Here is a 13,637-nt window from a genome sequence, read left to right as displayed (position 1 = left end):
AGGAGAATCAACCATGGATAAGAGAGCGCTTTGGGAAAAATGCGTTGCATTTCATGGACATGAGTGCCCCGGCCTGACGATTGGATATCGTGCGGCTCTATACGCCATTGACCTGTTGGAATTGACCTTTTCTAATGATGAGCAGGTGGTCTGTATCACAGAGAATGATGCCTGTGGTGTGGATGCGATCCAGGTATTGCTGGGGTGCAGTGTAGGCAAGGGGAACCTGCTCTTCCATATGACGGGCAAGCAGGCATTTTCTTTCTACAACCGTAAGACCGGAAAATCTGTTCGTTTGGTCCTGAACAAGCCCCTTGGAGAGTTGACCAGAGAAGAGTCCTTTCACTATTATCACGCATGCAAGCAGGAAGATCTGTTTACAGTCAAAGAAACGAAAATCGAAGTCCCTGAGCGTGCACGGCTGTTTGATTCTTATGCTTGTGAATGCTGCGGTGAAACTACGGGCTCAAACTGGATCCGTCTCTCCGGCGGCAAAAAGCTCTGCATAGACTGCTATCAGAGATATGATCGGTTCAACGTATGATTGACTCTTCGGTGAGAATCCTGACTCTGCGCAGGGTCTGGGCAAAACACATGATGGAGCCATTCGATACGCAGGGCCTGTATTCCGTATTGGATATAGGCCCTGCGGTTTCCAGTTTCTGTATGGGACACCGTTTCCTTTTCTTTCAAATACACGGTGACAATCACTTCTTGCTTTTGTATAATGTCGGTAATATGCCAAAAAGCACAAGTTTCTCCAAAGAAGGTATTTATTGTGACGCTCTATGAATTTTTTCAAAAGCACCCAAAAGTAGCCCTTGCGTTCTCCGGCGGCGTAGATTCTGCATATCTGCTTTATGCCGCGCTCAACTGCGGGGCACAGGTCCATGCCTACTATGTCAAGTCTGCGTTTCAACCTCGGTTCGAACTAGAGGACGCGATGCGGCTTGCGGCAGAACTGGGTGTGGACATGAAAGTGCTGGATGTAGATGTCTTGGACTGCCCGCAGATCGCAGCCAATACCGCAGAGCGCTGCTATTACTGCAAATATTCTATTTTTAAGGCTATTATCAACGCAGCGTCAGAAGATGGGATCTCTGTCCTGATAGATGGAACCAATGCGTCCGATGATGCAGGTGACCGTCCCGGTATGCTGGCACTGCGGGAATTGACGGTACGCTCCCCCTTGCGGGAGTGTGGACTCACAAAGACAGAGGTACGGCGTCTTTCTAAGGAGGCAGGCCTCTTTACTTGGGACAAACCCGCCTATGCTTGCCTTGCCACCAGAATCCCAACCGGAGAAGAGATCACCAAGGAAAAGCTTCAGAGAACTGAGCGGGCAGAAGATTATTTGTTCTCCGCTGGTTTTACCGACTTTCGGGTGAGAATGATGGGCAGTGCTGCAAGGATTCAACTTCCAGAGCGTCAGCTTCCTTTTTTGCTTAACAAGCGGAAGGAATTTTTGGGGGAATTGAAAAAATATTACAGCGCAGTTTTACTGGATCTGGAGGTGCGCGGTGAATAACGAGATTAAACAAATTTTAGAAGCAGTACATTCCAGAGAGTTGTCTGTGGATGATGCACTGTTGAGAATCAAGACAGAACCTTTTGAAGATATTGGCTTTGCCAAAGTAGACCTGCACCGAAAAATCCGGCAGGGCGTGGCGGAGGTGATTTACGGTGCCGGAAAAACGCCGGAGCAGATTATCGGGATTCTGGATGTCATGAAAGCGAATGGACAGGAAACCATTCTGATTACCCGCATGTCTGAAGAAACCGCTGCTGTTGTTGGTAAGCACCATGAGTTGGATTATCATAAAGATGCACGGGTGGGCATCGTTGGCAAGCTGCCAAGTGCCGATGGATTGGGTAAGATTGTAGTGGCCACCGGCGGGACCAGCGATATCCCAGTGGCGGAAGAGGCTGTGCTGACCGCACAGGTCCTTGGAAATGAAGTGGTTCGTCTATACGACGTTGGGGTTGCGGGGCTGCACCGAACTCTTGCACACTTGGACGATATCATGAGCGCCAGCGTGATTGTTGCTATTGCGGGAATGGAAGGTGCACTTGCCAGCGTGATTGGAGGCCTTGCAGATTGTCCGGTCATTGCTGTGCCGACCAGTGTTGGTTATGGTGCTTCCTTTAACGGCCTGTCTGCCTTGTTGTCCATGCTCAATTCCTGCGCCAGCGGAGTATCTGTGGTGAATATTGACAATGGCTTCGGTGCTGGATATCTTGCCAGCATGATTAACCACATGGATGTAAAAAAGGAGGTTTGAGCCATGAAAACGCTATATTTGGATTGTGGAATGGGTGCTGCGGGAGATATGCTCACTGCTGCGCTGCTTGAATTGCTCCCCGACCCCGATGCATTTATCCATGAAGTGAATGCGCTGGGCTTGTCCGGTGTCCATGTAAAAAAAGAGTCGGCGGTCAAGTGTGGTATCATGGGCACTCATATTTCTGTAACGGTGAATGGTGAAGAAGAGAAGAGCTGCGAGTACCACCATGACCATGAGCACCCTCATGATCACGAGGATCGTCACAGCCACGGACACCACCACAGCGGTCTGCATGATATCGAGCACATCGTCCGGGATCATCTCCCTGTTTCAGAAAAAGTGAAGCAGGATGTGATGGCAGTTTATGGACTGATCGCGGAAGCGGAAAGCTATGTACATGGTGTTCCGGTCTCTGAGATCCATTTTCATGAAGTCGGCACGATGGATGCGATCGCCGATATTACAGCGGTCTGTATGCTGATGGAAAAACTTTCGCCTGACGAGGTAGTCGTATCCCCGATCCATGTGGGCAGCGGCCAGGTCTGGTGTGCCCACGGTGTCCTGCCGGTCCCTGCCCCTGCCACCGCCCGCATCCTCAAAGATGTGCCCATTTACACAGGCCGGATCAAGGGCGAACTCTGCACACCCACCGGTGCCGCGCTGCTCAAGTATTTCGCGACCCGCTTTGGTGATATGCCGATCATGAAGACCCGCGGAATTGGTTACGGTATGGGCAAAAAGGATTTTGAGGCGGCAAACTGTGTCCGTGCCCTGTTTGGGGATACGGAAGATAAGACAGATGTCGTACTGGAACTCTCCTGCAACGTAGACGATATGACTGCCGAGCAGGTCGGCTATGCTATGGAGCGTCTGTTTGACGGCGGCGCACTGGAGGTCTACACCATTCCTGCCGGCATGAAAAAATCCCGTCCCGGCACGATGATCTGTGTGTTGTGCCAAGAACAAGACAAAGAAAAAACCGTTTCTTTGATTTTTAAATACACAACGACAATCGGTGTGCGGGAAGCAAAAATGCATCGTTACGTGCTTGACCGCAATGTGACAGCAAAAGAAACTCCCTACGGAATCGTTCGCCGCAAAGATTCTTCTGGGTATGGTGTGACCCGGTCAAAATATGAGTACGAAGATCTGACGCGTATTGCCAGAGAACGCGATATCCGCATTGAGGATGTTATTGCGGCAGTAAAGGATTAATAGGCAAAATTCGTGCAGTTTGCTTGTATTTAGATTCTACTTCGGCCCTACAATATTTTTTGTAATTCGGTGTAATTACCAGTTGACCGTGGCTCTCATATACGGTACACTGATTTTGCTTTTGGTTTTTCTTCATAAATTGACCTTAACGCAAAAAGACAGACGGGGCAACCCTTCCAGGCTTACCCCGTCTGTCCTTTTTACAGGCCCATTTTGCAACGCACCTGTTGTGATCTGAGGTTTCGGAAAAGGAACTGGGCGCATGGGGGAAGAAAGGACCGTTCGGGAAGCGGCCCGAATGTGGAGCGATTTTCCCGGCAAATTTGGAATTCCACGCCAAAGCGGGCCGGTGTCAGCGCTGCATAGTACGATCGTGTTTGAACCGGAGTTCCGGAACCCTGACGCACCGCGGGGGATTGCGGGCTTTTCACACCTGTGGCTGATCTGGGAATTCTCTGCCGCGGTGAGAAAGAGCTGGTCGCCTACTGTACGGCCGCCGCGGCTGGGAGGGAATACCCGCATCGGAGTGTTTGCCACGCAGTCCCCGTTTCGGCCCAATCCGTTGGGGCTGTCCTGCGTCCGGCTGGAGGGGGTGGACCTTGACACGCCGGAGGGGCCGGTGCTCCGCGTATCCGGCGCCGCCCTGATGGACGGGACGCCCACTTTTGATATAAAGCCCTATGTGCCTGCCCTATGCCGACTGCCATCCGGAAGCAACGGAGGGCTTTGCCCCGGCTCCCGCCAGGGAACTGGAGGTCTTTTTCCCTCCTGCGCTTCTGGATCAGTTCCCTGAGAACCGCCGGGAAGCCCTGCGGGGCGTTTGAGCCTGTGATCCCCCGCCATCCTACCAGGATGATCCCGCCAGAATCTACGGGATGCGCTTCGCAGGGCCGGAAGTGAGCTTTCGGGCAGAGGGGAGATAGTTGTCTGTACTCGCTGTGGCAAAAGCGCCCGGACGGGGCGTGGTGCCAATTTGCCTTGACATGAAGGCAAAAAAGAAGATTCTCAAAATTAGAAAAACCAGGGGCAAAAAAGGAAGCTTTCGGTCTGCCGCACTGGCATCGCAACAATTTTTGTGTTAAAATAAAAAATGGTATGCGTTAGCGCTCATGTGTCCCAATCAGGCAAAAACGGGGGGGGAGAAAACACCATGCAGCATCGTTCAGTTAGCACCATCCGCAACCAGGTATACCAGATTCTCAAGGAGGATATCTGCAATGGAAAATACCGGCCCGGCCAGTGGCTGCAGGAAAATGAGGTAGCCACACAGCTGTCTGTCAGCCGCAGCCCGGTGCGCGAGGCACTGCGCCAGCTGGCGGCGGATGGCCTTGTGGTGGAGATTCCCAACAAGGGCGTATTTGTAAAGGAGTTCACCTCCCGGGATATCGAGGAGGTGTTCGATCTGCGGGTGCTACTTGAAAACTACGCCATCGGCCGCCTGCGGGACAACCTGTCCACCGCGGGCATGGAACAGCTGATGGCCTGCCTGGCCGAGCTGGAGCGCGCCCACGCCCAAAACGACCTGCGACGCTACATCGACGAGGACGCCCGGCTGCACAGCCTGCTGGTGGAGCTCAGCGGCAACAGCCTGCTGCGCTCCATGTACGATAGGGTGCATTCCATGAACCAGCAGTTCCGCATCTATTCTCTCACCAGCAAGAAGCGCTTTGACGAATCCGTCGATGAGCACCGCGGCATGATCCACTGCCTGCTCACAGACAGCACGCAGGAGGCGCAGGCCATTAACCGGCAGCATCTGCAATTGGCGCGCGAAAAGATCATCGAGCATCTGGCGCAGCTTTCCGCGCAGGGGCCGGACGCCCCTCTGCCCGAGCCGCCCACCGAACCGCGCTGAAACGCGTCAGGCCCCCGGTTTTCACCGGGGGCCTTTTTTTGTGGAGCGGCTACACATTCCCTGCCACCGCACATTGCAGACTGCGGACAGTTTAATGAATGAAGATGCTCAGGATGCAGATGATGACCGAGCCGAACACCGGCACCAGGATGGAACCAATCGTCCAGGTTTTCAGGCTGGTCCTGATATCCATACCGCTGAAGTTCGTCACCACATGGAAGTAGCTGTCGTTGAGGAACGAGGGGCACATGGACGTGAGGCACACGCCCAAGCCCGCCAGATAGGGGTTGATGCCCAGCGTGGCCAGCATCGGGGCGATGATGGCGGAGCCGGTGATCATGGCCGTTGTGCCGGAACCCTGGGGAAAACGCATGATGGTACCGATCAGGAGCGGGACCAGGATCCCAGGGATGCCCACGGCAACGATGGCGCCCGCCATCATGCCGGCGGCACCGGTGGCCTTGACGACAGAACCCAGCGCACCACCTGCGGCGGTGATCATCACAATGGGGCCGGCGTCTTTCAGCGCATCGTTCATCATGTCCACGACCATCTTGTTATCCAGATCTTTTGCCAGCAGGAAGGCGCCTAGGCACAGCGAGATGAACAGTGCGATGACGGGATTTCCCAGGAAGGTGATGATCTGGCCAATCAAAACACCCTTGAGGGCAGTTTGGCTGACGAGTGTGTTGGCGAGGATCAGAAACACAGGCAAGAGCAGGATCGTAAAGGACAGGCCGGCGCTGGGTAACTTTTCGGTGCTGAGCAGCTCGGTGAAATCTGTATTTTCCAGTTCCTTGCCGGATTTGATCTTAGCGTCAATTTTATCCAGAACAGCCAACTGTGCTGCGGTGTATTTGGTGCGGTCGATTTCATAGGGGACCACCAAGTTGGGGTATTTTTTGCCGAACCAGCGGAACAGGAACACCGAGAAGATAAACAGAGGGATGGAGATCAGCAGGCCTGCGATGATAAACAGGCCCAGATCAATGATGATGCCCTCGTTTTGAAATGTACTGACCACAGCCAGAGGGCCGGGCGTGGGAGGGACCATGAAGTGCGTGAGATACAGGCCCATGCCCAAGATGCCGCCTAAGCCGACCATGGATTTTTTGGTCAGGCGGGAGAACTCCTTGGCCAGTGAGGACAGAATAACAAAGCCGGAATCGCAGAAAACAGGGATGGACACCACAAAACCCGTGAGGCCCAGAACAACGTCGGCCCGCTTGACGCCCACCAACTTTAGGATGGTGATTGCCATGCGCTTGGCGGCACCGCTCTTCTCCAGAAAGATGCCCATGATGCAACCGAAGCCGATCACGATGCCGATGCTGGCCATGGTGCTGCCGAAGCCGGATGTGACGGTGCTGATGGCAACACTCAGCAAATTGCCGCCTTCATTGCCGGTGCCTGCCAGCAGATAATTGCCCGATAAGACCGCAATCAAGATCGCAGAGATGATCAGGGAAGGGAACGCGTGCATTCTCGTACAGATGATCAAAAGCATCATTACGACAACACCGATCAGCATTGCTAATACTGGATTCATAAGATTCTCTCCTTCTCAAAGCAAGATTGGGCAGGCGGAATGTGTAGAAGCTTTCGCTTAAAGCCCCTGCACAGCGGGGCTGAAACGACGCATGGGTATCAGATCACAGGGCCCAGACAATGGATGTCGATTGCGCTGAAGTACTGAATAGCCTCGTTTTTGGTCATCTCGCCGCTGAGCACGCGCAGCATCTTGGTAAAGGCCTCCTCACCAACCTGCTCAATGGTCTTTTCGCCGGTAATGATTAGGCCGGCGTTGAGATCCATATCGTTCTCCATGTGCTCGTAGGTGTTGGGGTTCCCGCAAATCTTAATGACCGGCATGCTGGGGAAGCCCTGCGGCGCGCCCCGCCCAGTGGAAAACATCATGAACTGGGCGCCTGTGGCAGCCATACCGGTGAGAATTTCGGGTTCGCGGCCCGGGGTATCCTTGATCCACAGGCCTTTCTGCGTGGTGACGTGCTCAGGATATTCCAGTACGCCCTGGATGGGGCGAGTGCCGCTTTTGACAATGGCCCCCAGGCTTTTTTCCTCGATGCTGGACAGGCCCCCGGCGATATTGCCCGGAGTGGGCTGTCCCTTACGCATGTCGCAGCCGATGCTCTTGGCGCGGGCCTCCATGGCGTTGACAATTGCGAAGATCTTGTCGCCTACCTCCTTATTTACGGCGCGGCGCGCCAGAAGATGCTCGCCGCCCAAAAACTCGGTGGTCTCGCCGAAGATCACGGTCGCGCCCAGATCCACCAGCTTGTCGGCCACATAGCCGATCACGCAGTTGGACGCCATGCCGCTCGTCGTATCGGATGCGCCGCACTTGATAGCCATCACGATATTGGACACATCCACGCTCTGGCGCTGCAGGCCGGAAACCTCGACTACCAGCCTGCGGGCGATATCAGTACCCAACTGGATGGCCTTGCTCACGCCGCCCAGCTCCTGGATATGGATGATCTCCACATGTTTTCCGGTGGCGATCAGCTCCTGGTACATCCGCTCGTGGTCGGTACCCTCGCAGCCCAGGCTAACGATGAGGATGGCCGCTACATTGGGGCTGTGGCCCAGGCTGATGAGCGTGTCGGTCACTCGCTCAAGGTCGGGAGGCATCTGGCAGCAACCCTGATGGTGCAGATACGTGATTGTGCCCTGCACCTGGCGGCAGATGGCCTGGGCCACGTCGTTGGCACAGGTGACACTGGGAATCACCGCGACATAATTGCGTGCGCCGACCTTTCCGTCGGGCCTCACATATCCCATAAACTCCATTGTGTTTTATCCTCCTTATCCTTCCAGATCGCCGCGACCGCGCATGCTGTCGAGGTTGTGCACATGCACATATTCGCCCTTGGCGATATCTTTGCTTGCGATACCGATCTCCTCGCCGTACTTGGTGATCTGCTCGCCTTTTTTGATGCTGCACACCGCGATCTTGTGCCCATAGGGCACATCGCCCTTGACCGTAACGGTCTCGGCGCCGCCCTTTTTGTCGCGGATCTCCACCTCCATGCCGTCGGTGATGCCGTTGGCAAAAATGGTGGCCACATTGTCTTTGTCGTGTACTTTCAGGGCCAGTTTCAGTTCCATAAGGTTCCACTCCTTTTTATTGCGGCGGATATTTACTCTTTTACGGCCAGCACGCTCACGCCGTCTGGGATAACCACCACGCTGGCGTCGCGCCCCTTCATGCTGTAGGCGATCTGCAGTGCCTCGTCGGGCGTGGAGGCCGGGATCATGTTTGCCCTGCGCACCTCATCATGGTTAAGATATGTGGTAACCAGGATTACCGGATGCTTTTTCAGGATGCGGGCATAGATCTGCGGACACCACTGTTCAGGGATTGTCTCCTTGGGAGGGATCTTGGACAGATAGCTGTCAATCTCGTCCACACTGCCCATCGTGATGAGCTTTTCAAAATGTGTTCCACCCATACCATCGGCACAGCTGCAGCACATGATGATCACACCGTTCTCTCCGGCGCAGGCCTCTGCAGTAGCTACAGCCTTGGGGCTTTGGTAAAGGTTCTGATCCAGCGGATAGCCCCCGTTGCTGGTAACTACGATGTCCCCCGTGACGCTAGGGCACTGCGACCATTTACGGATGAACGCCACGCCTTCGGCGTGGGCCTGCTCCAAATCACCCGCCCAAGCGGCAATAATCTTTTTCTTGCCGTCCAGCGCCACATTGAAGATGAACTGCACGTTCACCTTGCGCGCCGCATACAGCATATCCTCGTGAATCGGGTTGTGCTCCAGGATGCCCGTGTTGGAATACGGGCTGGCAATGGCCTTGTAGCTGTGGTTCTCGTTCACCGTCTCCTGGGAACAGATCCCTGGCAGGATGCTTTTGCGTCCGCCCGAAAAGCCTGCGAAGAAGTGCGGCTCGATAAAGCCTTCTGTCACCAGAAGATCACATTCAGTTGCCAGCCGGTTAACATTGAAATCCGCCCCCGAGGGCAGTGTGCACATATGTACGAACTGGCTGGGGTCGAACGCATTGTTGATGGCAATCTTTTCATTGTCTACAATGACATCACCGAACATGAGGCGCTGCTCTTCCTCTGTGGTGGCCCTATGCAGGCCGGTCGCAATCAGGATCGTGATTTCCGCATCCGGGTTGCCTGCCCGGATCTCGGCCAGCAGAATGGGCAGCGTGATCTTACTGGGCACGGCACGAGTGTGGTCGCTGGTTACCAATACCACCTTCTTTTTCCCCTTTGCCAGCTCGCGCAGACGCGGCGTGCCGATGGGATGCTCCAAAGCGTCCAGCACTAGCTGCTCCTCGCTTTTGTCTGCCTTGTACTCGTGCATCTTGGCAGTTACTACGGCTTTCAGGTTTGCCTCATCTACATGCAGATCCAATGTGGAGGTATAATAGGGAATGGGAATGGTCTTCATCGTGATCCTCCTTTGGGCAGTGATACCGCGGCACGGCATCTTCTTGTATCATGTATACATAATACTTTCAACACGTTTAAGGTATCCCATTTTTCGTACAAAGTCAATATGTTTTCTCTTTTTTTACAATTAAACCCGCATTTTTGTCAGTTCTCACAAGATTTTTGTGAATAAAATATTGAAATTCACAACATACCCCGCGGTTCTCGGCCGATATGAGAACTGGCTTTTGACGTGTGCCGGCTATGCAGGGCAGGATACGCGCCCATTTTGCCCCGGGCCGTAGCCCCACTGACCTTTCCAAGCGCAAAAAAGCCGTCCCACCGGGCGGCTTATGCCCTGTGGGACGGCTTTTTTCTAATTGTGGCGCCCGGCTGCGGGCCTCAGCGTCGTATCAGTAACACCGCTACATCATTCACATTGGTGCCCGTTGGGCCTGTGACGATCAGCCCACCGCATTTCTGCAGCGCATGGTAGGCATCGTTTTCCGCCAACACATCGAACACAGAAATCCCCTGATCCGCCAACACCGCCTGCGTCATACTGTCCACATAGCCCCCGGCGGCGGCGGTCGGGCCGTCTGTTCCATCTGAACCCACCGAGAACACCGCAGCCCCGCAGATACCTGCGATGAGCGGGGCAGCCGCCAGGGCCAGTTCCTGATTTCGGCCGCCCTTGCCTTTGCCGGTGAGATGCACTACTGTTTCGCCGCCGGCAATGAAAGCCATCGAATGATCGGCGTCAGCATGGTATCGCGCAATGCTGCCCAAAACGGCCCCTGCCTCCCGTGCTTCGCAGGCGAGACAGTCCGTGAGCACCACCGGCTCATAACCGAGCTTACGGCAGGCGGCGCTGGCTGCTGTACACAGCTGGCGTACGCTGCCCGTGACCTGTGTCTCCACATTATTAAGGGCCTTGGGCGTCTCCTCCTCCAGCAACTGCTCCATAATGGGTGTGAGCCGCAAGCCGTATTTTTTCACGATTGCCCGCGCTTGGGCACAGGTGGAGCTGTCCGGGTAAGCGGGGCCCGACGCAATCATGTCGAGCGGATCTCCCAGTATATCCGACAGCACGATGGACACGACATGGGCCGGGGCACAGATCTGCGCGAAGCGCCCGCCCTTGACGGCCGAAAGGCGCTTGCGCAGCGTGTTGATCTCCACGATATCCGCACCACAGGCCAGCAGCTGTCGGGTGAGGTCCTCCAGATCCGCAGCGGGGACGAGAGGCTTTTCAAACAGGGCCGATCCACCGCCCGACAGCAAAAACAGTACAGTATCGTCAGCGGTGAGATCCCGCACGAGGTCCAGGGCGGCCTCGGTGGCGTCAAAGCTGTTTTGATCCGGCACGGGATGGCCAGCCTCGTAAATATCAAAATTGGAAATGGCCCCCTTGCTGTGGCCATATTTCGTCACCACCACCCCCGCCTCGATACGTTCTTTCAGGATATCGCTGGCCGTGAAGGCCATCTGCCAGGCGCCCTTGCCCACGGCTACAAGCCGCACCTTGCCGGGCCCAAACATGCGGCCTTCCAAGGCTTTTTTCACCGCTGCATCCGGCAACGCCGCCGTGATGGCGGCTTTGACGATGGTATCCGCATCCCTGCGCAGTTCCGTCATATCATTACCCCTTTTCCCCCTGTACGGTAGATTTTATTCCATTATTAGCACATATGTATACGTGATACAATTGACAAAATCTCCAATTTTTTTGCCCGAAAATCGACGGTGCGTGAACGGGAACCGCTTCGGAATACCTGTTTTTCAGTCGGTGCGTACCCGAGTCTACAAAGGAAGAGACCGCCCGGCGCAACGGCATTGAAAACGTGGATTTTTTCTGCGGAGACGCCGCCGATCTGGCCGCCCGCTCCGCCGGGGCCTATCCCCGGCACCGGGAGATGCTCCACAGCCTGGGCTCCATCCGCTACTGCCGCTCCGAGCTCTATCAGGACTGTGTCCCGGGCATTCTCCGCCTGCCCCGGAAAAGCACCGGGAACATCCCGCTAGCCACCTTCGGCTTCTATCTGGCGGAAGGTTGTCTCACCCTCATTGAAGCCAGCGGAAGCCTGAAATCTCTCATGGAAAAGGCCCGCGCCCGCCATTCAGGGCCCCTCTCCCCCGGCCAGTTGCTGCTCTTTCTTTTTGAATCCATGATGGAAGGGGACGTGCTCTACCTTCAGCACCTGGAGGAAAAAATGGATGCGCTGGAGGAACAGCTGCTCCACCGCACGCCCGACCGGTTTCAGGAGACCCTCATCGGTTTCCGCCGAAAGCTCTCCGAGCTCCATGCCTACTACAAGCCGCTCTCCGACATCGGAGACACCCTCGGCTCGGAGGAGTGTCAGGCCCTCCGGTGCCTCCTCCGGCAGCTGGCAGCGCTTCACCGGCCGGACGGGCCGCCTCCACAACTATGTGCATCTGCTGCGCGAATATGCCCTCCAGCTCCGGGAGCTCTATCAGTCCCAGCTGGACGCCCGCCAGAACAAGATCATGACCATTCTCACCGTGGTCACCACCCTCTTTCTCCCCCTCACCCTTCTCACCGGGTGGTACGGCATGAATTTTGCCAACATGCCCGAGCTGCGCTGGGAGTACGGCTACGGGGCGCGGTCATCGGACTGGCCCTGCTCATCGTGGTGCTGGAAATTGTCTATTTTAAGCGAAAAAAGATGCTCTGACCCCCAACTGCGCGAAAAGCTTACGATCTGTCCCGAAAAATTTGCAAAAGCAGGGACAAACCCTTGACTTTCCCGCTTTTCACTGATATACTATCAAAGCCGCTTTGAATGGGTCACAAGTGAGCGAAGCCGCTCCACCCCCGACAGCGAGCCCGTATTGAAGGAGTTGAAAGCACATGCACGCGATTATTGAGACCGGCGGCAAGCAGTACAAGGTAGCCGAGGGCGATACCCTCTTCATCGAGAAGCTTCCCACCGAAGCCGGTGAAACCGTGACCTTTGACAAGGTCCTGGCGATCCTGGACGAGGACAAGGCCACTTTCGGCGCTCCCGTTGTGGAGGGGGCCAAGGTGGAGGCCAGCGTCGTGAAGAACGGCAAGGGCAAGAAGGTCATCGTCTTCAAGTACAAGCCCAAGAAGAACTACCGCCGCAAGCAGGGCCATCGTCAGCCCTATACCAAGGTGACCATCGGCAAGATCTCTGTGTAATGATCACCGCAACGTTTCATATGGAGGGCGACCGTATTGTCAGCTTCCTTGTGGAAGGACACAGCGGATCGGCCCAATCGGGAGAGGACATCCTGTGTGCCGCGGTTACCAGCGCGGTCCGGCTGACCGAGTGCGCCGTCAACGACGTGCTGGGGCTGGAAGCATCGGTAAAGGTGCGTACGGATAGGGCCTCCATCTCCCTCAAGCTCCCCGGCGGCCTGGGACAGACCAACGAGAGTACCTGTCAGACCCTTCTGACCGCTCTCATGCTTTATCTCACTGGCCTGCACGAGGAATATCCAGAGAATATTATCGTTATGGAGGTGTAAGACTATGCTGAAGATCGGACTGCAGTATTTCGCTCATAAAAAGGGCGGCGGCTCCACCCGGAACGGCCGTGATTCCAATGCCCAGCGTCTGGGCGTGAAGCGGGGCGACGGCCAGTATGTTCTGGCCGGCAATATTCTGGTGCGGCAGCGCGGCACCCACATCCACGCCGGCGAGGGCGTGGGCAAGGGCAGCGACGACACTCTGTTCGCCCTGCGGGACGGCCAGGTGAAGTTCTCCCGTCTGGGCAAGGACCGCAAGCAGGTCTCCATCACGGAGATCGCCCGGTAATTTGCTGTAACGAGACGCCCCGGACACCGGTCCGGGGCGTCTTTGCCATTACACAGGCTG

14 protein-coding genes and 2 pseudogenes are annotated in these 13,637 nt (G+C 55.6%); 11 read left to right on the top strand and 5 right to left on the bottom strand.

All coding sequences use genetic code 11. The features are described from left to right. Positions 1 to 13 precede the first annotated feature (13 nt). From ACQRD3_RS04485 to ACQRD3_RS04460, 6 genes and pseudogenes are all read left to right on the top strand, one after another. Positions 14 to 544, top strand: coding sequence for an FmdE family protein (locus ACQRD3_RS04485; RefSeq protein WP_427780097.1), 531 nt, complete (start codon positions 14 to 16; stop codon positions 542 to 544). Between the two features lie 234 nt (positions 545 to 778). After that, positions 779 to 1,528: an ATP-dependent sacrificial sulfur transferase LarE gene (larE, locus tag ACQRD3_RS04480; protein WP_080906462.1), complete on the top strand. Its 750-nt coding sequence runs from the start codon at positions 779 to 781 to the stop codon at positions 1,526 to 1,528. Continuing rightward, complete coding sequence (gene larB / locus ACQRD3_RS04475; RefSeq protein WP_427780096.1) at positions 1,521 to 2,282, top strand: nickel pincer cofactor biosynthesis protein LarB; 762 nt, start codon at positions 1,521 to 1,523, stop codon at positions 2,280 to 2,282. The genes larE and larB overlap by 8 nt, the downstream gene beginning before the upstream one ends. Before the next feature lie 3 nt (positions 2,283 to 2,285). Next, positions 2,286 to 3,500 carry a nickel pincer cofactor biosynthesis protein LarC gene (gene larC / locus ACQRD3_RS04470; RefSeq protein ID WP_080906464.1) on the top strand — a complete coding sequence of 405 codons (1,215 nt, stop codon included), beginning with the start codon at positions 2,286 to 2,288 and terminating at the stop codon, positions 3,498 to 3,500. A gap of 262 nt (positions 3,501 to 3,762) precedes the next feature. Then, a pseudogene (gene tsaA / locus ACQRD3_RS04465) lies at positions 3,763 to 4,423 on the top strand (tRNA (N6-threonylcarbamoyladenosine(37)-N6)-methyltransferase TrmO). Between the two features lie 227 nt (positions 4,424 to 4,650). Beyond that, positions 4,651 to 5,355 carry a GntR family transcriptional regulator gene (locus tag ACQRD3_RS04460; protein WP_158082900.1) on the top strand — a complete coding sequence of 235 codons (705 nt, stop codon included), beginning with the start codon at positions 4,651 to 4,653 and terminating at the stop codon, positions 5,353 to 5,355. 91 nt (positions 5,356 to 5,446) lie between these two features. On the opposite strand, the gene ACQRD3_RS04455 is transcribed toward ACQRD3_RS04460, so the two are convergent. The 5 genes from ACQRD3_RS04455 to ACQRD3_RS04435 form a co-directional block, all read right to left on the bottom strand. After that, the gene (locus ACQRD3_RS04455) at positions 5,447 to 6,904 is read right to left on the bottom strand and encodes a GntP family permease (RefSeq protein ID WP_080906466.1); all 1,458 of its coding nucleotides are present in this window, start codon (positions 6,902 to 6,904) and stop codon (positions 5,447 to 5,449) included. Positions 6,905 to 7,002: 98 nt separating this feature from the next. Then, positions 7,003 to 8,166: a UxaA family hydrolase gene (locus ACQRD3_RS04450; protein ID WP_080906467.1), complete on the bottom strand. Its 1,164-nt coding sequence runs from the start codon at positions 8,164 to 8,166 to the stop codon at positions 7,003 to 7,005. 15 nt (positions 8,167 to 8,181) lie between these two features. Further along, on the bottom strand, positions 8,182 to 8,484 hold the full coding sequence (locus ACQRD3_RS04445; RefSeq protein ID WP_080906468.1) for a UxaA family hydrolase: 303 nt from the start codon (positions 8,482 to 8,484) through the stop codon (positions 8,182 to 8,184). 32 nt (positions 8,485 to 8,516) lie between these two features. Beyond that, positions 8,517 to 9,794, bottom strand: a complete 1,278-nt coding sequence (gene larA / locus ACQRD3_RS04440) for a nickel-dependent lactate racemase (protein WP_080906469.1) — start codon at positions 9,792 to 9,794, stop codon at positions 8,517 to 8,519. 383 nt (positions 9,795 to 10,177) lie between these two features. Further along, positions 10,178 to 11,413, bottom strand: a complete 1,236-nt coding sequence (locus ACQRD3_RS04435) for a glycerate kinase type-2 family protein (RefSeq protein WP_080906470.1) — start codon at positions 11,411 to 11,413, stop codon at positions 10,178 to 10,180. A gap of 278 nt (positions 11,414 to 11,691) precedes the next feature. Here ACQRD3_RS04435 and ACQRD3_RS04430 point away from each other — a divergent pair. The 5 genes and pseudogenes from ACQRD3_RS04430 to rpmA form a co-directional block, all read left to right on the top strand. Next, positions 11,692 to 12,108 (top strand): annotated as a pseudogene (locus ACQRD3_RS04430) (CorA family divalent cation transporter); the annotation flags it as partial. Then, entirely contained in the window at positions 11,993 to 12,538 is a 546-nt protein-coding gene (locus tag ACQRD3_RS04425; RefSeq protein ID WP_427780141.1) for a CorA family divalent cation transporter, read from the top strand. The pseudogene ACQRD3_RS04430 and the gene ACQRD3_RS04425, both read left to right, overlap by 116 nt. Before the next feature lie 109 nt (positions 12,539 to 12,647). Beyond that, the gene (gene rplU, locus ACQRD3_RS04420; RefSeq protein ID WP_080906472.1) at positions 12,648 to 12,959 is read left to right on the top strand and encodes a 50S ribosomal protein L21; all 312 of its coding nucleotides are present in this window, start codon (positions 12,648 to 12,650) and stop codon (positions 12,957 to 12,959) included. Next, the gene (locus ACQRD3_RS04415) at positions 12,959 to 13,288 is read left to right on the top strand and encodes a ribosomal-processing cysteine protease Prp (RefSeq protein ID WP_080906473.1); all 330 of its coding nucleotides are present in this window, start codon (positions 12,959 to 12,961) and stop codon (positions 13,286 to 13,288) included. The genes rplU and ACQRD3_RS04415 overlap by 1 nt, the downstream gene beginning before the upstream one ends. A gap of 4 nt (positions 13,289 to 13,292) precedes the next feature. Continuing rightward, complete coding sequence (gene rpmA, locus ACQRD3_RS04410) at positions 13,293 to 13,577, top strand: 50S ribosomal protein L27 (protein ID WP_080906474.1); 285 nt, start codon at positions 13,293 to 13,295, stop codon at positions 13,575 to 13,577. Positions 13,578 to 13,637: the final 60 nt, after the last annotated feature.

This window comes from Candidatus Pseudoscillospira sp. SGI.172, from assembly GCF_050313575.1.
In the GTDB taxonomy this organism is placed as follows: Bacteria; Bacillota; Clostridia; order Oscillospirales; family Oscillospiraceae; genus Vermiculatibacterium.
This window is presented reverse-complemented; position numbering and strand designations above follow the sequence as displayed.

Coding starts and splice junctions, on each gene's coding strand:
- ACQRD3_RS04485 (WP_427780097.1), top strand. CDS start 14: ATGGATAAGAGAGCGCTTTGGGAAAAATGCGTTGCATTTCATGGACAT.
- larC (WP_080906464.1), top strand. CDS start 2,286: ATGAAAACGCTATATTTGGATTGTGGAATGGGTGCTGCGGGAGATATG.
- ACQRD3_RS04460 (WP_158082900.1), top strand. CDS start 4,651: ATGCAGCATCGTTCAGTTAGCACCATCCGCAACCAGGTATACCAGATT.
- ACQRD3_RS04455 (WP_080906466.1), bottom strand. CDS start 6,904: ATGAATCCAGTATTAGCAATGCTGATCGGTGTTGTCGTAATGATGCTT.
- ACQRD3_RS04450 (WP_080906467.1), bottom strand. CDS start 8,166: ATGGAGTTTATGGGATATGTGAGGCCCGACGGAAAGGTCGGCGCACGC.
- ACQRD3_RS04445 (WP_080906468.1), bottom strand. CDS start 8,484: ATGGAACTGAAACTGGCCCTGAAAGTACACGACAAAGACAATGTGGCC.
- larA (WP_080906469.1), bottom strand. CDS start 9,794: ATGAAGACCATTCCCATTCCCTATTATACCTCCACATTGGATCTGCAT.
- ACQRD3_RS04435 (WP_080906470.1), bottom strand. CDS start 11,413: ATGACGGAACTGCGCAGGGATGCGGATACCATCGTCAAAGCCGCCATC.
- ACQRD3_RS04425 (WP_427780141.1), top strand. CDS start 11,993: ATGCGCTGGAGGAACAGCTGCTCCACCGCACGCCCGACCGGTTTCAGG.
- rplU (WP_080906472.1), top strand. CDS start 12,648: ATGCACGCGATTATTGAGACCGGCGGCAAGCAGTACAAGGTAGCCGAG.
- ACQRD3_RS04415 (WP_080906473.1), top strand. CDS start 12,959: ATGATCACCGCAACGTTTCATATGGAGGGCGACCGTATTGTCAGCTTC.
- rpmA (WP_080906474.1), top strand. CDS start 13,293: ATGCTGAAGATCGGACTGCAGTATTTCGCTCATAAAAAGGGCGGCGGC.